The organism is Mesorhizobium abyssinicae, assembly GCF_049887195.1.
GTDB lineage: Bacteria > Pseudomonadota > Alphaproteobacteria > Rhizobiales > Rhizobiaceae > Mesorhizobium > Mesorhizobium abyssinicae.
This window is the reverse complement of the sequence record NZ_JARAKC010000013.1, coordinates 94,130-113,494: the sequence shown is the minus strand read 5'-3', so window position 1 is coordinate 113,494 and position 19,365 is coordinate 94,130. Positions and strand designations below refer to the sequence as shown.

Here is a 19,365-nt window from a genome sequence, read left to right as displayed (position 1 = left end):
GTGTTTTCAATGGTTTGTCCGGAGGTGGAGCGACGCTCCATTGGTCGCGCAATCGTGATCGGCTTTTGCCGCATTGCGGCCATGGCGTCTCAAGACAAGAGCAACGGGGGCGAATGGCGATGCAAGGAGCCAGGAGAGCGTCATGCAATTGTCCTCCATCCATCCATTCGCCCGGCGCGGGCTGGCAGCTTCCGTAGCCGTCACCTTGGCTTTGGGCGTGACTTTGGCCGGTCCATTGGCGGTTCCGTCCTATCAGGCGGCGCATGCGGCCGTGGTTTCCGTGACCGTCCGCGAGCGGCTCGCGACTTACGGCGGATGGCGGACTTCCAGCCGGTTCGGCGAGGTGTGGGTTCCCTCCGTCCGGCCTGAATGGCGGCCCTATACGGAAGGCAGATGGGTCTGGACCGACGAGGGCTGGTACTGGGAGTCGGCTGAGCCGTTCGGCGGCATCGTCTTCCACTACGGGCGCTGGGCGTACGATCCCGAATTCGGCTGGGTCTGGATCGCCGGCTACGAATGGGCGCCGGCCTGGGTGGTGTGGCGCCAGGGCGGCGACAACATCGGCTGGGCTCCGGCGCCGCCGCGTATTGCCGATGTCGCGTTCGACGAGGGCTGGTGGTGCTTCGCACCGGTGGCGGCGATCGGCGTGGCCGATGTCGTCAGCGTCGTGCGGCCAGTGCGTGAAAACGTGACCATCATCCGCAACACGACGATCATCAACCAGACTGTGATCGTCAACAACGCGCCGCGCGTACGGCTTGGCAACCAGGTCGTCGCGATCGATGCCGGGCCGCGCCTGCCTGAGCTTCCCAGGGCGGTCGTGACGTCGATCAAAGCGGCGAAGATCGTCCCGCCGCGCAAGGGCGACTTCTCCGAAGCCCGGCTCGATCCGTCGAAGGGCGAGGCGGTGAAGATGCTGGCCGGCAACGCTTCCCTGCCGGCGCAAGGTGCTGCGCCGGTTATCGCAGGCACGCCCGAGGCCGCCGGCCACGGGCCGAAGAAGCCCGCGGGCGTCAGGACGATCCGGCCCGCAGCGGCGATCGCCGAAGGGGAACCGAACACGGCCGACCGAAAGCACAAGAGGGTGATCGCCGGCGCCGGGCAGGTGGAGATCGGCGAGACATCCGATGGCAAACATGCGCCGCGCAGGAGGCTCAACCATCAGCAGATGCTGGCGATGCGCACACCGCATCATGGGCCGGCGAAGGCCGAGCCGCATCGCCCTTCCTTGGTGCAGGCGAGGAAGGGAGCCAAATGCGATCCGCTTGTCGCGCACTGCAAGCCGCCGCGCTGAAGCCATTTGGGACGGCACGCGAACGGTGGCGAGGCGGGAGCATTTTCCCGGTTGACAGGCCGGCTTTCCCGCCTCTACTGTCCGCCACCATGAAAACGGCACTCATTCTCGTAGGCAGGCGCGTGGGCAAGGCGGTGTAACCGCCGGGCGAAAACCTCCCATGCGCATCACACAGGCTCCCTCGGGGGCCTTTTTTATTGCCCGAAACACGACTAAACGACCAGCAACGCCCAAATGGCGACAGTACGGGACCAGACCGATGAGCAACGAGCGGAACGAGCGGCGCGAAATGACGGGCGCCGAAATGGTGGTGCAGGCGCTGAAGGACAATGGCGTCAAGCATGTCTTCGGTTACCCGGGCGGCGCGGTTCTCCCGATCTACGATGAAATTTTCCAACAGGACGAGGTCGAGCACATTCTGGTCAGGCACGAGCAGGGCGCCGGCCATGCGGCGGAAGGCTACGCGCGCTCGACCGGCAAGGCCGGCGTCCTGCTGGTGACGTCCGGCCCCGGCGCCACCAACGCGGTGACGCCGCTGCAGGACGCGCTGATGGATTCCATTCCGCTGGTCTGTCTGACCGGCCAGGTGCCGACCTCGCTGATCGGTTCCGACGCTTTCCAGGAATGCGACACGGTCGGCATCACGCGCCCCTGCACCAAGCACAACTGGCTGGTGAAGGACGTCAACGAGCTCGCGGCCACGATCCATGAGGCCTTCCATGTCGCGACCACCGGGCGCCCCGGCCCGGTGGTGGTCGACATTCCGAAGGACGTGCAGTTCGCCAAGGGCACCTATGTGCCGCCGCAGACAGCGCCGCGCACCAGCTACCAGCCGAAGGTCCAGGGCGACCTGGAGAAGGTCAAGGCAGCGGTCGAGCTGATGGCCAGCGCAAAGAAGCCGATCATCTATTCGGGAGGCGGCGTCATCAATTCCGGTCCGGAGGCGAGCCATCTGCTGCGCGAACTGGTCGATCTCACCGGCTTTCCGATCACCTCGACGCTGATGGGGCTCGGCGCCTATCCGGCTTCCGGCAAGAACTGGGTGGGCATGCTCGGCATGCACGGCACCTACGAGGCCAACATGGCCATGCACGATTGCGACGTGATGATCTGCATCGGCGCCCGTTTCGACGACCGCATCACCGGGCGGCTCAACGCGTTCTCGCCGAACTCGAAGAAGATCCACATCGACATCGATCCGTCGTCGATCAACAAGAACGTTCATACCGACGTGCCGATCCTCGGCGATGTCGGCCGGGTGCTGGAGGATCTGGTGCGGCTGTGGCGGGCGACCGCCAAGGCCGACAAGAAGGCGCTCTACCCGTGGTGGGAGCAGATCGCCAAATGGCGGGCGCGCGACTCGCTGGCCTACAAGCCGAACGCCGACGTGATCATGCCGCAATACGCCATCCAGCGGCTCTATGCGCTGACCAAGGACATGGACACCTACATCACCACCGAGGTCGGCCAGCACCAGATGTGGGCGGCGCAGCACTATCATTTCGAGAAGCCGAACCGCTGGATGACGTCGGGCGGGCTGGGCACGATGGGCTACGGCCTGCCGGCAGCGCTCGGCGTGCAGATCGCGCATCCCAATGCGCTGGTCATCGACATCGCCGGCGATGCCTCGGTGCAGATGACGATGCAGGAGATGAGCACGGCGGTGCAGTACGAAGCGCCGATCAAGATCTTCATCCTCAACAACCAGTATATGGGCATGGTCAGGCAGTGGCAGCAGCTGTTGCACGGCAACCGGCTGTCGCATTCCTACACCGAGGCAATGCCGGACTTCGTCAAGCTGGCCGAGGCCTATGGCGGCCACGGCATACGCTGCGACAAGCCGGACGAACTCGACGACGCGATCAAGGAAATGATCGCGGTGAAGAAGCCGGTGCTGTTCGACTGCCGCGTGGCGACTTTGGCCAACTGCTTCCCGATGATCCCCTCGGGCAAGGCGCATAACGAGATGCTGCTCCCCGACGAGGCGACCGACGAGGCGGTGGCCAATGCCATCGACGCCAAAGGCAGGGAACTGGTGTAGGCGACGAGCCAAGGCAGGGCTGGTCTAAGGAAGCCGTGCGCAAACAGAGAATTAGATCCAAGAGTTGAAATCGAGATTCACCCCATGAACGCACAGCTCCAACCGACCGGCTCCGCCTATTTCATCGCCAAGGAAACGGAAAAGCCGGAGAACCACACGCTCTCCGTGCTGGTCGACAACGAGCCGGGCGTGCTTGCCCGGGTCATCGGCCTTTTCTCCGGCCGCGGCTACAACATTGAGAGCCTGACCGTCTCGGAGACCGAGCACGAGAAGCATCTGTCGCGCATCACCATCGTGACGCGCGGCACGCCGCATGTGCTGGAGCAGATCAAGCACCAGCTCGAGCGCATCGTGCCGGTGCACCGTGTGGTCGACCTCACCGTGCGCTCGCACGAGCTTGGCCAGGAGCGGCCGCTGGAGCGCGAGCTGGCGCTGGTCAAGGTCGCCGGCACCGGCGACAGCCGCGTCGAGGCGTTGCGTCTTGCCGATGCCTTCCGAGCCAGCGTCATCGACGCCAACACAGAGCATTTCATCTTCGAGATCACCGGCAAGGGCTCCAAGCTCGACCAGTTCATCGCCATCATGAAGCCGCTCGGCCTGGTAGAGATCTGCCGCACCGGCGTGGCGGCGATGAACCGCGGCCCGCAGGGCATGTAGTAGGCCGGCGCCGAAGCGCCGGCAGGTCGTCATTTCCGTCCTGACCGTCTGGCCCGGTTGATGCTCCAGGGTGGCCTTTGCGCGCCCGGTATAAAAGGACAATTATACTGACCTATTCGACGCGATGACTTGTGTGGGAGGACGTCATGCCGCTTGAAACGTTCCTTGCGCTCCTGGTCTACGCCTTCGTCACCTCGATCACGCCGGGGCCGAACAACCTCATGCTGCTGGCTTCCGGCGTCAATTTCGGCATCGTCAGGACCGTTCCGCACATGCTCGGCATCAGCATCGGATTTCTGGTGCTGCTGCTTGCCGTCGGCTTCGGGCTGGGCGCAGTGCTGACGGCGTTTCCGGTGCTGCATACGGCGCTGAAGGTCGCCGGCGGCGTCTATCTGCTTTATCTCGCCTGGAAGATCGCCATGTCGCGTTCGCTGAGCAGCAAGGGCGAGATGGAAGCGCGACCGATGCGCTTCATCGATGCGGCGGCGTTCCAGTGGGTCAATCCCAAGGCCTGGGTGATGGCGATCACCGCCATGGCCGTCTATGCCAATGCGGAGCACCCGTTCCTGTCGGTGGTGCTGATCTCGGTCGCCTTCACCATCGTCAACCTGCCGAGCGTCTCGGTGTGGGCGGGCTTCGGCACGGCGCTGCGCGGGTTCCTGTCGGATCCGGTGCGGCTGAAGTGGTTCAACATCGCCATGGGTGCGCTGCTGGCGGCGACGCTGTGGCCGATGCTGCGTTAAGATCTGTCGATATTCAGGTGCGGCCGGCCTGCAAACGGCGCTTTCCTGCGCTTCCGGTGCTCACCTATCCAAAGGTACGCTCCGCTCCGGTTCTCGGAAATCAACGTTTTCGACTCGGCCTGACCTGAATCTCAACAGATCTCAGGTCGCGGTCCCGGCCCATGGGTCGGGTTGCCTCCTTATTGTGCACTGCACATTAAATCTTCGTAATGCCGTGTTTTGGCCCTTTTCCGCCAAAGCCTTGTCCTATCTATTTCGGCGAAATTCGCGGCAAGGCGCCGCGGATCGAGCAAAAATAGACCACCGGATCCGGCGTGTCGCGTGAGAGGGCTTGTTGTCGATGCGCGGAAAAATCGTCTTTGCGGTGATTGCGCTGGCCTGCGTTGCCGGGGCCGGTCTCTACCTTTCGCCGACGGCGCTGGGCAAAGTCCAGCAACTGATTTCGGGCCAGCAGGCCGCCAGCAACGGCACGGAAAAGACGGCCAAGGCACCGGACAATGCAAAGGGCGGCGGCGGTGGCTCGCATTCGGCCTCGATCGTTTCCGCGGCCGCCACCACCGCCGATTTTCCCATCCGCCGCTATGCCATCGGCTTCGTGTCCTCGCCGGAGGTGGTTGCCATCAACGCCCGCGTCTCCAGCCAGATCGTCTCGATCGCGGTCAAGGACGGGCAGATGGTCAAGGCCGGCGATCTTCTCATTTCACTGGATGACCGGGCGCTGAAGGCGCAGCTCGCAAAAGACCAGGCGACGCTGGTCAAGGACCAGGCCATGCTGGTCAGCGCCCGGGCCGACCTGCAGCGCGCCAAGGACCTCGTCGCCAAGCAGGCCGGCACGCAGCAGACCTACGATCAGGCGCTGGCGGCGCAGAAGGCGGCAGCCGCGACCATCGATGCCGACAAGGCCACCATCGACGCCGATACCGTGCAGTTGAGCTACGCGTCGATCTCGGCGCCGATCTCGGGCAGGCTGGGGGCCGTCAATGTCTCGGTCGGCGATCTCGTCACCACCAGCAACGGCAACAGCAGCAGCTCGACCCCGCTGGTGACGATCACGCAGATGGATCCGCTGCAGGTGAATTTCACCCTGCCGGAGAGCAACCTCGCCCTGCTGCACAAGGCGCTGGCCGACCCGCAGCAAGGCGACGTGACGCTGACCAAGGACGGCGATCCGACGCCGATCGGCAAGGGCACGCTCGACTTCGTCGATTCCAGCGTCGACACCGCCTCCGGCACTATCGCCACTCGGGCGAGCGTACCGAACCCGGATCTTTCGCTGTGGCCCGGCCAGTATGTGAACGTCGTGCTCGACGCCGGCACGATGCCGCAAATGACCTCGGTTCCGACCGTCGCGGTGCAGCCCAGCCAGAAGGGGCCGTTCGTCTACGTAGTCAAGCCGGACAATACGGTGGAGATGCGCCCCGTCCAGGTGGCGCTGACCGAAGGCGACAACAGCGCCATCAGCCAGGGCCTCAAGGGTGGGGAGAAGGTGGTCGTCGAGGGCCAGACCAGGTTGAAGGACGGCGCGGCCGTGCATGAGGGCAAGGCGGCCGCCAAGGGCGGCGCTCAGGGCGCACCCAAGGTCGCGCAAGCCGGCAAGGCGGGCGAGGCCAGCCAATGATCTCCGAATTCTGCATTCGCAGGCCCGTCGCCACGCTTCTGATGTCGTTCGCCCTCGTGCTGGGCGGATTGTTCGCCTACAAGTTTCTGCCGGTTGCGGCGCTGCCCAGCGCCGAGTTTCCGGTGGTCAACGTCTCCGCCCAGCTGGCCGGCGCTTCGCCGGAGACCATGGCGACGTCCGTCGCGACGCCGCTGATCAAGCAGTTCGCCACGATCGCCGGCATCGATTCCATCTCGACCACCAATTCGCTCGGCCAGACCTCGATCGCCATCCAGTTCGTGCTCAACCGCGACATCGACGCCGCGGCCGCGGATGTGCAGGCGGCGATCGCGCGCACGCAAAGGTCGCTGCCGCCCGAGATGACGGCGCCGCCGAGCTATCGCAAGGTCAATCCGGCCGACGCTCCGATCCTGTTGATGTCGCTGGTCAGCGACACGGTCCCGCTGACCGATCTCGATGCCTTCGCCGAGAACGTCATCTCGCCCTCGCTGTCGACCATCGACGGCGTGGCGCAGGTTTCGATCTACGGCCAGCAGAAATACGCCGTGCGCATCCAGATCGACCCGACGGCGCTCGCCGCGCGCGGCATCTCGATCGACCAGTTGCAGGCGGCGGTGGCGTCGGCCAACAGCAACACGCCGCTCGGCGTGCTGCAGAACGACAAGCAGCAATTGACCATCACCGCCAATACTCAGCTTAACAACGCGGCGGGTTTCGCGAATCTAATCATCGCCACCAAAGACGGTCACCCGGTACGGCTGGGCGATGTGACCCGCGTCGTCGATTCGGTTCAGACCACGACGACAGCGAGCTGGTATGACGGCACCCGCGCCATCATCATGGCCGTGCAGCGCCAGCCGGACGCCAACACGGTCGACGTCGTCGACAAGGTCAAGGCGATGCTGCCGTCCTTTCAGGACCAGATGCCGGGCGCCGCCTCGATCAAACTGCTCAACGACCGCTCGACCTCGATCCGCCAGGCCGTCGACGACGTGCAGTTCACGCTGCTTTTGACGATCGCGCTGGTGGTGATGGTGATCTTCGTCTTCCTGCGCCGCGTCACCGCGACGATCATCCCGGCCGTCGCGGTGCCGATCTCGCTGATCGCCACGCTCGGCGCGATGTTCCTGTTCGGCTTTTCCATCGACAACATCTCGCTGATGGGACTGACGCTCGCCGTCGGCCTGGTCGTCGACGACGCCATCGTCATGCTCGAAAACATCTTCCGGCACATGGAGGAAGACGGGCTCTCGGCGTTCGACGCGTCGCTGAAGGGCGCGCGCGAAATCGGATTCACCATCATCTCGATCTCGATCTCGCTGGTGGCGGTGTTCATTCCCGTGCTGTTGATGGGCGGCGTCATCGGCCGCATCTTCAACGAGTTCGCGGTCGTGGTGACCGTCGCCATCCTGGCGTCGATGTTCGTCTCGCTGACGCTGACGCCGATGCTCTGCTCGCGCCTGCTTTCGGTCTCGAAGGCGGAGAGGGAAGCCCATGGAGGCGGCCACCGGCATGACTTCGTCACACGCTGCTACGACTGGCTGCTGAGCTTCTGCCTGCGCCACACCTTCCTGGTGTTCCTGGTCTTCATCGGCACCGCTGCGGCGTCGGTCTGGCTGATCGAGGTCTCGCCGAAGGGCTTCTTCCCGCAAGAGGACATCGGCCAGATATCGGTGACGACGGTCGCCCGCCAGGACATCTCGTTCGACGCCATGGCGAAGCTGCAGGGCCAGGTGGCCAGCGTCTTCTCCCATTCGCCCTATGTCGATCATGTGGCGTGGTCGGCGGGCAGCGGCAACAATGCGCTCAACCAGGGCCAGTTGTTCGTGCAGCTCAAGGACAAGGACAAGCGCCCGGACATCGAAAAGGTGCTCTCGGATCTGCGCAAGCAACTGGCAGGCGTGGCCGGCATCGAGACCTATATGCAGCCGGTGCAGAACCTGAGGCTGGGTTCGCGGTCGTCGGCCAGCGCCTACCAGCTCGTGGTTCAAGGCCTCGATACTGGCCAGACCGATATCTGGGCACAGAAGCTGAATGACGCGATGGCGGCGGACCACAATTTCTTCGCCGATGTCACCAGCGACCTGCAGAACAATGCCCTACAGGCGTCGTTGGTGGTGGACCGCGACAAGGCCGCCCAGCTCGGCATCGATACCGATACGCTGCGCTCGGCCCTCTATGGCGGCTTCGGCACCGATCAGGTCTCGACGATCTTCGGCTCGGCCGACAGCTATGCAGTGATCACCGAGCTCGACCCGAAGATCGAATGGTCGCCCGAGCGCATGCTTGCCATCCAGGTGCGGACGGCGAGCGGCAGCCTGGTGCCGCTTGGCGCCTTCGCCCATGTCGACCGCACAGCCGGCGCGCTCACCGTCAACCAGCTCGGCCAGCTTCCGGCGGTGACGATTTCCTACAATCTGCCGCCGGGCGTGGCGCTGGGCGACAGCGTGACCCGCATCGACCAGCTCAAGGAGCAGGTCGGCATGCCGACAACGATCGGCACCAGCTTTGCCGGCACCGCCAAGACCTTCCAGGATTCGCTCGCCAACCAGGGGCTGCTGATCGGCGGCGCGATCCTGACCATCTATATCGTGCTCGGCATGCTCTACGAGAGCTTCATCCATCCGCTCACCATCCTCACCGGCCTGCCGTCGGCGGTGCTGGGGGCGGTGGTTGCACTGCGTGTTGCCGGCATGGATATTTCGGTGATCGCGGTGATCGGCATCCTGATGCTGATCGGCATCGTCAAGAAGAACGGCATCATGATGGTCGACGTGGCGCTGGAGCTCAGGCGCGAGGGCATGTCGGCGGTGGAGTCCATCCACAAGGCCTGCCTGATGCGTTTCCGGCCGATCATGATGACGACGCTGGCGGCGCTGATGGGCACGTTTCCGATTGCGCTCGGCACCGGCGCCAGCGCCGAACTGCGCCAGCCGCTCGGCGTCGCGGTGGTCGGCGGCCTGCTCGCCTCGCAGGCGCTGACGCTCTTCGTCACGCCGGTGATCTACGTCTATTTCGAGAATTTTTCCGGCTGGCTGCTCGGCTTCTCCTTGAAGAAGGGCCGGCCGGCGCTGCATGCGGTCGAAAGTGCGGAGCAACCGTCGCTGTTCGATCCGGAAGAAGGCCGGGTCATCCAGCTCCAGAAAGCCGCGGCCGAATAGCTCGACCGCCGCTTGCTGGCCCAAGCCGTCATGCTTGCGGCCACATGTCGGCGGTTCTAGTCTGAGCTCATGTCGCATGATCATGACCATGACAACGAGCTCGATCCGTTCGCGGCGCGCGTGCGCGCGCTGGAAACGATCCTGACCCAGAAAGGCCTGATCGATCCGGCCGCGATCGACGTCATCGTCGACACCTACGAGACCAAGATCGGCCCGCGCAACGGGGCCCGGGTGGTGGCCAAGGCCTGGACCGATCCGGCCTATGCCGACTGGCTGAGGCGCGATGCGACGGCGGCGATCGAATCGCTGGGCTATACCGGCAGGCAGGGCGAGCACATGCAGGCCGTCTTCAACAGCGAGGAGACGCACAACCTCGTCGTCTGCACGCTGTGCTCCTGCTATCCGTGGACGGTGCTCGGCCTGCCGCCGGTCTGGTACAAGGCGCCGCCCTATCGCTCGCGGGCGGTGATCGATCCGCGCGGCGTGCTGGCGGAATTCGGCCTGACCCTGCCGGCGGACAAGAAGATCCGCGTCTGGGATTCGACGGCGGAGCTGCGCTATCTGGTGGTGCCGATGCGGCCGGAGGGCACTGAGGGCTGGAGCGAGGAGCAACTGGCCGAGCTGGTGAGCCGCGATGCGATGATCGGCACCGCACTGGCAAAGGCGCCGGCATGACGGGGGAGCCGGCATGAACGGGCCGCAGGATCTCGGCGGGCAGATGGGCTTTGGGCCGGTCGCGCCCGAAACGGACGAGCCCTATTTCCATGCCGGCTGGGAAAGGCGGGCACTCGGCGTGACGCTCACCGCCGGCGCCATGGGCGCCTGGAACATCGACGAAAGCCGGCATGCGCGGGAATCGCTGCATCCGGCCGATTACTATTCATCGAGCTACTACCAGATCTGGATCAAGGCGCTGGAAGTGCTGCTCAAACGGCATGGCTTCGTCAGCGACCGCGATCTGGCCGAGGGCCGGGCGGTCGATCCGGCAGTTGCTCCCAAGAGAATGCTGAAGGCGGAAAACGTCCCGGCAGCGCTGGCCAGGGGCGGCCCGTGCAACCGGCCGGTCGCCACGCCGGCGCGGTTCAGGGCCGGCGACCGGGTGCTCATGAAGAATATCAATCCGACCGGGCACACGCGGCTCCCGCGCTACGCACGCGGCAGGCAAGGCACCGTCGAGGCGGTGCGCGAGGGCTTTGTCTTCCCCGACAGCAACGCGCATGGGAAAGGCGAGAACCCGCAATGGCTCTATACGGTGGTCTTCGATGGCACCGAGGTCTGGGGCGAGGGCGCCGACCCGACGCTGACCGTGTCGATCGATGCCTGGGAAAGCTATCTTGAGCCGGCGTGAAGACCTGCCGGCGGGCTTCGACGAGCCGGTCTTCGCCGAGCCGTGGCAGGCCGAGGCCTTCGCCATGACCGTGGCGCTGCACGACAAGGGCCTGTTTTCCTGGAGCGAATGGGCCGATGCGCTGTCCGCCGAAGTGAAGAGGCCGGATGCGGCAGCGGACGGCCATGACTATTACGAGCACTGGCTGGCGGCGCTGGAAAGCCTGCTGTCGGCCAAGGGCGTTGCCGGCAGGAGCGATGTCGACACGCTTGCCGCCGCCTGGGAGCGCGCCGCGCACGCCACACCGCACGGCAAGCCGATCCTGCTGGAGAACGATCCTGGGCCTAGCGCAGGCCGTGGCGGGCCGGGTGTGTAGGCATACTGATTGAAATCGGCATCTGTTCTCTTTACGTTCTCATTGTCGCCTGATAGCCTGCCGAGCCAGTGGTGGGTAACGGCCGCCGCCGCTGACAGTAGTTGTCGGCAGCCGATCTTGTCTTTCGCTTGCGAATCCGGTCTTTCCAGCTGATGGAATTCTCTCCCCAACAGGATGAGGCGTTGAAGGCAGTCGCGCGCTGGCTGAAAGACGGCCGGCCGCAGATCTTCCGGCTGTTCGGCTATGCCGGCACCGGCAAGACGACGCTGGCGCGCTATTTCGCGGAGCATGTCGACGGCCAGGTGCAGTTCGCAGCCTTCACCGGCAAGGCGGCGCAGGTGCTGCGCTCCAAGGGCGCGGTCAACGCCCGCACCATCCATTCGCTGATCTACAGGCCGAAGGGCGAGGAATCGGTCTCGGACGAGGTGACCGGCAAGACCTCGATCTCGCCGACCTTCTCGCTCAATCGGCAAAGCCCGATCGCGCGCGCCAAGCTGGTCGTCATCGACGAGTGCTCGATGGTCGACGAGCAGCTCGGCCGCGACCTGATGAGCTTCGGGACGCCGATCCTGGTGCTCGGCGATCCGGCGCAGCTGCCGCCGATCTCGGGCGGCGGCTTCTTCACCGAACACGAGCCGGACGTGCTGCTCACCGAGATCCATCGCCAGGCGCGCGACAATCCGATCATCCGGCTGGCGCTCGACGTGCGCGAGGGCCGCGAATTCATGCGCGGCGACTACGGCTCGGCGCAGGTCATCGGCAAGGAAGACGTCAACCAGGAACTGGTGCTGAAGGCGGATCAGGTGCTGGTCGGCACCAACCGCACGCGGCGGCGCTATAACCAGCGGCTGCGCGAGTTGAAGGGGTTCAATGCCGATTTCCCGCAGGCCGGCGACAAGCTGGTCTGCCTGCGCAACGACCCCGCCAAGGGCCTGCTCAACGGCTCGCTGTGGAAGGTGATGACCTCGTCGCGCGAGACGGTGAAGCCCGGCATCAACCTGCTGGTCTCGCCGGAAGAGGACGATCCGGACCGCGGCGTCGCCAAGATCAAGCTGCTCAAGGCGGCGTTCGAGGACCCCGACGCCGAGATTCCCTGGCAGCAGAAGAAACGTTTCGACGATTTCGACTATGGCTATGCGCTGACTGTGCACAAGGCGCAGGGCTCGCAATGGAACGACGTCGTGCTGTTCGATGAAAGCTGGGCGTTCAAGGAAACCCGCCAGCGCTGGCTCTATACCGCCATCACACGCGCGGCCGAGCGGCTGACCGTGGTCAGATAGGCCGTTCCGGCCTCACCGACGTTCGACGGGCCTGGCGCCGAGCCAGCGCCAGGCATCCGCCTCGTCTTGCGCTTCGAAATGCCGGAGCTCGAAGGGCAGGGGCGCGGCGAAGAAGCCTTGCGCGTAAGGCACCCAGTCGGGCTTGCCGACCGCAGCGCAGCGGCGGACATGCTCGAGCGCGTGGGCCGTGCCCTGCTTGACGGTTTCATCCGACACTTCGGCCCAGTCGACGCCCTCGTGGTCCACCATGCGCACCAGCACGTCGATCTTGGCGTGCAGCGCATAGGCCGCCTCGAGCAGGCCGAACAGGTTTTCCGCATCGGCTGGCGTGACATGGCCGAACACATCGACGGCGAACAGGGTGTCGCGGTCGGTGTCGACACGCCGGATTGCCGGAACGGACTCGAGGAAGTTCACGGGCACTTTCCTCCTGCTCAATGTTGGGTCGTACCCCTGGAACACCCGAAACCCTCTGTCTGTTCCCGTCAAAGACGCTATAGATGCGCGCAATTCAAACGCGGCGGCGCCCAATCGGGCGCCCAGAGGAGCCCGAGCCGAAGCCATGCCCGCCAAGCTTTCCGTCAACCTCAACGCCATCGCCATGCTGCGCAATCGTCGCGACCTGCCCTGGCCGAGCGTCATCGGGCTCGGGCGTATCGCGCTTGCGGCGGGCGCGCATGGACTGACCGTGCATCCGCGGCCCGACGAGCGGCACACGCGGCGCACGGACCTGCCCGAGATCAGGGCGCTGATCGACGACGAGTTCCCGAAGGCGGAATTCAACATCGAAGGCCACCCCACCGAGGAATTCCTGGCGCTTGTCGAAAAGCACCAGCCCGACCAGGTGACGCTGGTTCCGGACGATCCGAGCCAGGCAACATCGGACCATGGCTGGAACTTCATCGCCGACGCGGCGTTCCTCACTCCGATCGTCAAGCGACTGAAGAAAGGCGGCTTTCGCGTGTCCCTGTTCTCCGATCCGGATCCGGGCGGCATCAATGCCGCGCGCGACACCGGCGCCGACCGTATCGAGCTCTATACGGGTCCCTACGGTAGCTGCCATTCCGATTCCGCCAAGGGGGCCAAGGAGCTGGAAAGATTGGGAAAAACCGCTGATGCGGCATTTGCCGCCGGGCTGCAGGTCAATGCCGGGCATGACCTGACGGTGGCCAATCTGCCGGCGCTGGCCAGGCGCGTTCCGGCATTGGCGGAAGTGTCGATCGGACACGGGTTGACAGCCGATGCGTTGGAGTATGGCATGGCCGGCACGGTGGGACGGTTTCTCGGAGCTTGCGGTTGGTAGGAAGGCGAGCCCCGCGTTGCCGACATGGAAGCCATAACGCGACGGCACTTGATATTGCATCGCAGCAAGCGTAGAGCACCGCGCGTTTATCGGAGTGTCGTTTATGGCCCTTGCCAACACTGGTAGTGAGGCAGAACCAGTCGACCAATCGAGCCATCCCGAAATCGAGCAGCACAGCACCAAGGTGTTGATGCTTGGCGCGCTCGGTGTGGTCTACGGCGATATCGGCACGAGCCCGATCTACGCCTTCCGCGAAGCTTTGGTGGCGTCGTCCGGCGGCAACGTCGCCGATCGCGGCGACATCCTCGGCGTGCTGTCGCTGATCATCTGGTCGCTGACCATCATCGTCACCATCAAATACATCAACTTCGTGCTGCGCGCCGATAACCGCGGCGAGGGCGGCGTGCTGTCGCTGATGGCCCTGGCGCGCGGCAGTTTCCCGACGCGCTCGGCAATCATCCTCGGAATCGGCATCGTCGGCGCTTCATTGTTTTTCGGCGATGCGGTGATCACGCCGGCGATCTCGGTGCTTTCGGCGGTCGAAGGCATGAATGTCGTCACGCCGACGTTCCAGCCCTATGTGGTGCCGCTGACGCTGGTCATCCTGGCGATCCTGTTTTCGGTGCAGCGCTTCGGTACCGGCGGCGTCGCGCTGATCTTCGGCCCAATCACGGCGGTCTGGTTCCTGGCGATCGGCCTGTCAGGCCTCAACCATATCATCGCCGACCCCGAAATCCTGCTGGCGGTCAGCCCGCATTACATCGTCGCCTTCCTGATCAATTCGCCAGATGTGGCCTTCGTCACCATCGGCGCCATCTTCCTCGCCGTCACCGGCGCCGAGGCGCTCTATGCCGATCTCGGCCATTTCGGGCGCAAGCCGATCGTGCTCGCCTGGCTGTCGATCGTGTTTCCCTGCCTGCTGCTCAACTATGTCGGCCAAGGCGCCTTCGTGCTCGCCAATGGCGGCACCGTCGGCCATCCCTTCTTCGAGATGAACCAGGGCTGGACGCTGATCCCGATGGTGGTGCTGGCGACCGCCGCCACCGTGATCGCCAGCCAGGCGGTGATCTCCGGCGCCTTTTCGCTGACCAGGCAGGCGGTGCAGCTCAACATGCTGCCGAGGCTCGAGATCCTGCACACGTCGGAAAAGCAGTCCGGCCAGATCTACATGCCGCGCGTCAATCTGCTGCTGGCGCTGGTGGTGATGCTCTTGGTGGTCGGTTTCGGCGAATCCAGCAAGCTCGCCTCGGCCTACGGCATCTCGGTGACCGGCAACATGCTGGTGACGACGGTGCTGCTCTATGTCGTCATGACGCGCATCTGGAAATGGCAGCTTTGGGTGGCGGTGTCGATGACGGCGCTGTTCGCCTTCATCGACGTCGGCTTCTTCGCCTCCAACATCGTCAAGGTGTTCGAGGGCGGCTGGGCGTCGCTGGCGGTGGCCTTCACGATCATCCTGGCCATGTGGACGTGGGTGCGGGGCAGCCGCTACCTGTTCGACAAGACCCGCCGCAACGAGATCCCGCTCGATTTCCTGGCCGGCAATTTGTTGAAGAAGAAGCCGCAACTGGTGTCCGGCACGGCCGTGTTCCTGACCAGCGATCCCTTGAGCGCGCCGACCGCGCTGATGCACAGCCTGAAACACTACAAGGTGCTGCACGAGCAGAACGTCATCCTGTCGGTGGTGACGGCGCCGCAGCCAGTGGTGCCTGACAGCGACCGCGTCAAGATGGAGACGGTCAACGAGCTGTTCATGCGGGTGACGCTGACCTTCGGCTACATGGAGCAGCCGAACATCCCGCGCGCGCTGGCGATCTGCCGCAAGCAGGGCTGGAAGTTCGACATCATGACGACCTCGTTCTTCCTGTCGCGGCGCTCGCTGAAAGCTTCGCCCAATTCCGGCATGCCGGTGTGGCAGGACAGGCTGTTCATCGGCCTGGCGCGCACGGCGGCCGATGCCACGGAGTATTTCCAGATTCCGACGGGGCGCGTGGTGGAGATCGGCACGCAAGTCGCCATCTAACAGCGGAGCAAAAGGCCGTGCCGCAGGGCACGGCCTTCGCACAGAATGCGTCGCTCTAGCCGGCGAACGCGTCCTTGTTGGCTTCGAGGAACTGCTTCAGCGACTTCGGCTTGCGTCCCGACAGCGTCTCGATCGCGTCCGTCACCATGGAGATGCGGCCGGAGCGGGTGTTGGCGTCGAAGGAAACGATGACGCGGGCGAATTCCTCGGGAACGCCGGCCGCCTTCACGCCTTCGGTCAGGGCCTCGTCGGGCAACTGAATGACTTCCAGCGGTTTGCCGGTGACCTCGCTGACGAGGGCGGCGATCTCTGTCGTCGTATAGGCTTGCGGGCCGGTCAGCGTGTGGATCCGGCTGTCGGTCGAGCCGGAAGCGAGGCCGGCGGCGATCGCGGCGGCCATGTCGTCGCGCGCGCCATGGGCGATGCGCCCTTCGCCCGCCGACGTATACCACTTGCCCGAGGCAATTGCGTGCGGCAGCGCCAGGAACAGGTTCTCCTGGTACCAGCCGTTCCGGAAGATCGTGTAGGCGATACCGCTCGCCTTGATCGCCTGTTCGGTGCCGTAGTGGTCGCCGGCAAACAGCACCGGCGAACCCGGCTCCGGATTGGGCATCGAGGTGTAGAGCAGGTGGGAGACGCCGGCCGCCTTGGCTGCGGCCACCGCCGCCTGATGCTGCTTCAGGCGCCGGTCGCTCTTGAGGTCGAGGTCGCCGGTCGAGATGATCAGCACGCGGTCGGCGCCCTTGAAAGCCTCTTCCAGCGAGGCCTGGTCGTTGAAGTCGGCCGCCCTGACGGTGATGCCGAGCGCCGCCAGATCGGCGAGGCTTTCGGGATTGCGCGTGGTGGCGATGATGTGTGCCGGCGCAATCTTTTGCGCGTCGAGCAGGTGGCGCAGGACGCTGCGGCCAAGCTGGCCGGAGGCGCCGGTGACGAGAAGGGTTTCGCTCATGGGGAGATCCTGATTTTGCGCCGAAGCGGCGGGTGCTCTTGATGGTCTCAAAAAGAGACCAGCACTAAATTAGGAATTGACCGCTCCCCGTAAAGAAGGCAGTTTTCCGGGACGTAGGCACACGCAGGGAACCAGCGATGGACGGCAAGATCGTCAATCTGAAATCGAAGATCGAGATCTACAAGGCGATGACGGACGGCGCCAATTTCGCCGATTGCCCGGTCCGCGACGTCATGCAAGGCATGAACGGCAAATGGAGCCCGTTGCTGGTAACGGCGCTTGCGGAAAAGCCTTATCGCTTCGGTGAACTGCGGCGGCTGGTTCCCGACATCTCGCAGCGCATGCTGACCCAGACGCTGCACGAATTGCAGCGCGACGGCTACGTCCATCGCGAGGTGTTCCCAACCAAGCCGCCAAGCGTCGAATACAGCCTGACCGATCTCGGGCGTTCGATGTTCGTGCCCCTGTATCAACTCGTCCAGTGGGCCGAACTCAACCATGACGCGGTGCGCGAGGCGCGAGCAGCATTCGACGCCGCGCAGGCCTGACCCACGCTGCGACGGCGCGGTGGCTTGATTTAGCCATGCCGCTGAAGGATTGTCCGGCCACTTCGGGTTGGGCGGGCAATGCAAAAATCTCTAGACATCGCGATTGCCGGCGCCGGGCCGGCCGGGCTGGCCACCGCGCTCTATCTCAAGCGGGCAGGGCACCGGGTCACCATCTTCGAACGGTTCGATGAGCCGAAGCCGGTCGGTTCCGGGCTGATCCTGCAGCCGACCGGGCTCAGCGTGCTGGCCGAACTCGGCCTGCTCGGCGACATCCTTTCGCTGGGCAGCCGCATCGATCGCCTGCACGGCGCCGACGCCAGAAGCGGCCGCACGGTGCTCGACGTCCGCTACGATGCCCAACGCGGCGGCCGCTTCGGGCTGGCGGTGCATCGGGCGGCGCTGTTCGGCGTGCTGTTCCGCGCCGCCCGGCGCGAAGCGATCGCGATCGAGACCAATGTCGAGGTCGATGCGCTGGAGACCGGCGAAAGGGCCGTGCTGGTCTGCGGCAAGGGACGCAAGGCAGGGTCGTTCGATCTTGTCGTCGATGCCAGTGGCGCGCGCTCCAGGCTGCGCCGCCAAAGCCTCAACGATCCAACTGAACCCAGGCCACTCACCTATGGCGCGTTCTGGGCCTCGCTCGGCTGGAGAGCCGAGGGCTTTGACGAGAACGCGCTGCTGCAGCGCTATGACAAAGCGAGCGTGATGATCGGCGTGCTGCCGATCGGCCGGCCCGAGCCCGGCGCCGAACGGATGGCTGCCTTCTTCTGGAGCCTGAAGCCGGCGGATGCCGAGAGCGCCCGCGCCGCGGGGCTCGACGCCTGGAAGGCAAGGGTGGTCTCGCTGTGGCCGGAGTGCGCCGCCTTCACCGAACAGATCGAGAGTTTCGAGCAACTGTCGCTGGCGCGCTATGGCCATCACACGATGAGGCAGCCCATCGGTCGGCGGCTGGCGGTGATCGGCGACGCGGCCCATTCGACCAGCCCGCAGCTCGGCCAGGGGGCGAACATGGCGCTGCTCGACGCGGCGGCGCTCAGCCATGCGCTTGCGCGGGCGGGCAGCGTCGATGCGGCGCTGGAGGGCTACGCAAAGGCGCGGCGCTGGCACGTGCGCATCTTCCAGGCGCTGTCGCTGGCCTTCACGCCGTTCTATCAGTCCGATTCCGTGGCGCTGCCGTTCATCCGCGACCGCCTGGTGGCGACGATCGCCAAAATCCCACCGGCGCCACAGTTGCTGGCTTCGATGGTGGCCGGAACGGTGGTCGACCCGTTCAGGCGTATCGGGCTTCAGGAAGCGGGGTGGCCTGATCGCGCTGCCGGATGAGTTCCGAGAGATGGGAAGCCTTGGCCCGCAGGAAAGCCTCGAGGCGCTGCGGATAATCAGGATCGACCGCGTCCTTCACCGACTGCCGTTCGCTCAATGCACGGCGCCAGGCCTGGACGAGGGGTTTTCCACCGAGGATGCCGAAATCGCCGATCTCGTCGAAGACGTCGAAATAGCGGAAGATCGGGCCATAGACGGCGTCGACCAGAGAAAAACGCTCGCCGGCGAACCAGGGGCCGGGGCTGGTGCGGCCTGCTAGTTCCGCTTCGAGCCGATCGAACATCGCCGACAGGCCTTTGCTCTCGGCGGTGAAGGCGGCCTCGCTGGAGGCGGCATAGAAGCGGCCGATGGCGTTCAGCGTGGCCGAGCCGAACTCGATCCAGGCGCGGTGCCGGGCGCGTGTCAGCGGATCGGCTGGGTGCAGCGGATTGGCCTCGGTTTCCTCGAGGAATTCGAGGATGACGGCGGACTCGAAAATCTCCGTCTCTTGGCCGCCGCGATCGACGCTGAGCAGCGGCACCTTGCCGAGCGGCGACCTCGCCCTGAACCAGGCCGGCTTGTCGGCGAGATCGATCATGACGCGCTCGAACGGCACGCCCTTCTCGGCAAGGGCAATCGCCGCGCGTTGCACATAGGGGCAGAGGTGGTGGCTGACGAGGGTCAGCTTGCTGACCGCCTCCCCAGCTTTGCAGATTTCGTGTTTCATCGGATGACTCCATATAGAT

At 64.9% G+C, this 19,365-nt stretch carries 17 protein-coding genes; 14 read left to right on the top strand and 3 right to left on the bottom strand.

What is annotated here, in order from left to right:
• Window positions 1–142: 142 nt before the first annotated feature.
• From PU724_RS24300 to PU724_RS24255, 10 genes are all read left to right on the top strand, one after another.
• On the top strand, window positions 143–1,294 hold the full coding sequence (locus PU724_RS24300) for a DUF6600 domain-containing protein (RefSeq protein ID WP_127392100.1): 1,152 nt from the start codon (window positions 143–145) through the stop codon (window positions 1,292–1,294).
• A gap of 259 nt (window positions 1,295–1,553) precedes the next feature.
• Window positions 1,554–3,335 carry an acetolactate synthase 3 large subunit gene (locus tag PU724_RS24295; RefSeq protein ID WP_127285088.1) on the top strand — a complete coding sequence of 594 codons (1,782 nt, stop codon included), beginning with the start codon at window positions 1,554–1,556 and terminating at the stop codon, window positions 3,333–3,335.
• 84 nt (window positions 3,336–3,419) lie between these two features.
• Entirely contained in the window at window positions 3,420–3,992 is a 573-nt protein-coding gene (gene ilvN / locus PU724_RS24290) for an acetolactate synthase small subunit (RefSeq protein ID WP_006204962.1), read from the top strand.
• 146 nt (window positions 3,993–4,138) lie between these two features.
• A complete protein-coding gene (locus tag PU724_RS24285; protein ID WP_127392168.1) occupies window positions 4,139–4,735 on the top strand; it encodes a LysE family translocator in 597 nt (198 codons plus the stop codon).
• Between the two features lie 340 nt (window positions 4,736–5,075).
• Entirely contained in the window at window positions 5,076–6,353 is a 1,278-nt protein-coding gene (locus PU724_RS24280) for an efflux RND transporter periplasmic adaptor subunit (protein ID WP_354424113.1), read from the top strand.
• Window positions 6,350–9,514 carry an efflux RND transporter permease subunit gene (locus PU724_RS24275; RefSeq protein ID WP_127392166.1) on the top strand — a complete coding sequence of 1,055 codons (3,165 nt, stop codon included), beginning with the start codon at window positions 6,350–6,352 and terminating at the stop codon, window positions 9,512–9,514. The genes PU724_RS24280 and PU724_RS24275 overlap by 4 nt, the downstream gene beginning before the upstream one ends.
• 69 nt (window positions 9,515–9,583) lie before the next feature.
• The gene (gene nthA, locus PU724_RS24270; protein ID WP_127392165.1) at window positions 9,584–10,189 is read left to right on the top strand and encodes a nitrile hydratase subunit alpha; all 606 of its coding nucleotides are present in this window, start codon (window positions 9,584–9,586) and stop codon (window positions 10,187–10,189) included.
• Window positions 10,190–10,202: 13 nt separating this feature from the next.
• Window positions 10,203–10,862, top strand: a complete 660-nt coding sequence (gene nthB, locus PU724_RS24265; protein WP_354424110.1) for a nitrile hydratase subunit beta — start codon at window positions 10,203–10,205, stop codon at window positions 10,860–10,862.
• Window positions 10,849–11,217 carry a nitrile hydratase accessory protein gene (locus tag PU724_RS24260; protein WP_354424108.1) on the top strand — a complete coding sequence of 123 codons (369 nt, stop codon included), beginning with the start codon at window positions 10,849–10,851 and terminating at the stop codon, window positions 11,215–11,217. Before nthB ends, PU724_RS24260 begins: the two co-directional genes overlap by 14 nt.
• Before the next feature lie 152 nt (window positions 11,218–11,369).
• The gene (locus PU724_RS24255; RefSeq protein WP_127285265.1) at window positions 11,370–12,497 is read left to right on the top strand and encodes an ATP-dependent DNA helicase; all 1,128 of its coding nucleotides are present in this window, start codon (window positions 11,370–11,372) and stop codon (window positions 12,495–12,497) included.
• Between the two features lie 12 nt (window positions 12,498–12,509).
• Here PU724_RS24255 and PU724_RS24250 read toward each other — a convergent pair whose 3' ends face one another.
• Window positions 12,510–12,914 carry a SpoIIAA family protein gene (locus PU724_RS24250; protein ID WP_354424106.1) on the bottom strand — a complete coding sequence of 135 codons (405 nt, stop codon included), beginning with the start codon at window positions 12,912–12,914 and terminating at the stop codon, window positions 12,510–12,512.
• A gap of 145 nt (window positions 12,915–13,059) precedes the next feature.
• On the opposite strand from PU724_RS24250, the gene PU724_RS24245 reads away from it, so the two are divergent.
• Complete coding sequence (locus tag PU724_RS24245; RefSeq protein WP_354424104.1) at window positions 13,060–13,800, top strand: pyridoxine 5'-phosphate synthase; 741 nt, start codon at window positions 13,060–13,062, stop codon at window positions 13,798–13,800.
• A 103-nt stretch (window positions 13,801–13,903) separates the two neighbouring features.
• Window positions 13,904–15,823 carry a potassium transporter Kup gene (locus tag PU724_RS24240; protein ID WP_127285268.1) on the top strand — a complete coding sequence of 640 codons (1,920 nt, stop codon included), beginning with the start codon at window positions 13,904–13,906 and terminating at the stop codon, window positions 15,821–15,823.
• A gap of 55 nt (window positions 15,824–15,878) precedes the next feature.
• On the opposite strand, the gene PU724_RS24235 is transcribed toward PU724_RS24240, so the two are convergent.
• A complete protein-coding gene (locus PU724_RS24235) occupies window positions 15,879–16,772 on the bottom strand; it encodes an SDR family oxidoreductase (RefSeq protein ID WP_354424102.1) in 894 nt (297 codons plus the stop codon).
• A gap of 137 nt (window positions 16,773–16,909) precedes the next feature.
• Between PU724_RS24235 and PU724_RS24230 the strand changes: the two genes are divergently transcribed.
• Complete coding sequence (locus PU724_RS24230; RefSeq protein WP_127283382.1) at window positions 16,910–17,320, top strand: winged helix-turn-helix transcriptional regulator; 411 nt, start codon at window positions 16,910–16,912, stop codon at window positions 17,318–17,320.
• Window positions 17,321–17,398: 78 nt separating this feature from the next.
• Complete coding sequence (locus PU724_RS24225; RefSeq protein ID WP_354424099.1) at window positions 17,399–18,640, top strand: FAD-dependent oxidoreductase; 1,242 nt, start codon at window positions 17,399–17,401, stop codon at window positions 18,638–18,640.
• Here PU724_RS24225 and PU724_RS24220 read toward each other — a convergent pair.
• Complete coding sequence (locus PU724_RS24220) at window positions 18,588–19,346, bottom strand: glutathione S-transferase family protein (RefSeq protein ID WP_354424097.1); 759 nt, start codon at window positions 19,344–19,346, stop codon at window positions 18,588–18,590. The genes PU724_RS24225 and PU724_RS24220 overlap by 53 nt on opposite strands.
• Between the last annotated feature and the right edge of the window lie 19 nt (window positions 19,347–19,365).

Excerpts from the sequence above, each read along its gene's own strand:
- ilvN (WP_006204962.1), top strand. The coding sequence starts at position 3,420 with ATGAACGCACAGCTCCAACCGACCGGCTCCGCCTATTTCATCGCCAAG.
- PU724_RS24220 (WP_354424097.1), bottom strand. The coding sequence starts at position 19,346 with ATGAAACACGAAATCTGCAAAGCTGGGGAGGCGGTCAGCAAGCTGACC.
- nthB (WP_354424110.1), top strand. The coding sequence starts at position 10,203 with ATGAACGGGCCGCAGGATCTCGGCGGGCAGATGGGCTTTGGGCCGGTC.
- PU724_RS24295 (WP_127285088.1), top strand. The coding sequence starts at position 1,554 with ATGAGCAACGAGCGGAACGAGCGGCGCGAAATGACGGGCGCCGAAATG.
- PU724_RS24230 (WP_127283382.1), top strand. The coding sequence starts at position 16,910 with ATGGACGGCAAGATCGTCAATCTGAAATCGAAGATCGAGATCTACAAG.
- PU724_RS24225 (WP_354424099.1), top strand. The coding sequence starts at position 17,399 with ATGCAAAAATCTCTAGACATCGCGATTGCCGGCGCCGGGCCGGCCGGG.
- nthA (WP_127392165.1), top strand. The coding sequence starts at position 9,584 with ATGTCGCATGATCATGACCATGACAACGAGCTCGATCCGTTCGCGGCG.
- PU724_RS24300 (WP_127392100.1), top strand. The coding sequence starts at position 143 with ATGCAATTGTCCTCCATCCATCCATTCGCCCGGCGCGGGCTGGCAGCT.
- PU724_RS24255 (WP_127285265.1), top strand. The coding sequence starts at position 11,370 with ATGGAATTCTCTCCCCAACAGGATGAGGCGTTGAAGGCAGTCGCGCGC.
- PU724_RS24235 (WP_354424102.1), bottom strand. The coding sequence starts at position 16,772 with ATGAGCGAAACCCTTCTCGTCACCGGCGCCTCCGGCCAGCTTGGCCGC.
- PU724_RS24280 (WP_354424113.1), top strand. The coding sequence starts at position 5,076 with ATGCGCGGAAAAATCGTCTTTGCGGTGATTGCGCTGGCCTGCGTTGCC.
- PU724_RS24285 (WP_127392168.1), top strand. The coding sequence starts at position 4,139 with ATGCCGCTTGAAACGTTCCTTGCGCTCCTGGTCTACGCCTTCGTCACC.
- PU724_RS24240 (WP_127285268.1), top strand. The coding sequence starts at position 13,904 with ATGGCCCTTGCCAACACTGGTAGTGAGGCAGAACCAGTCGACCAATCG.
- PU724_RS24275 (WP_127392166.1), top strand. The coding sequence starts at position 6,350 with ATGATCTCCGAATTCTGCATTCGCAGGCCCGTCGCCACGCTTCTGATG.
- PU724_RS24245 (WP_354424104.1), top strand. The coding sequence starts at position 13,060 with ATGCCCGCCAAGCTTTCCGTCAACCTCAACGCCATCGCCATGCTGCGC.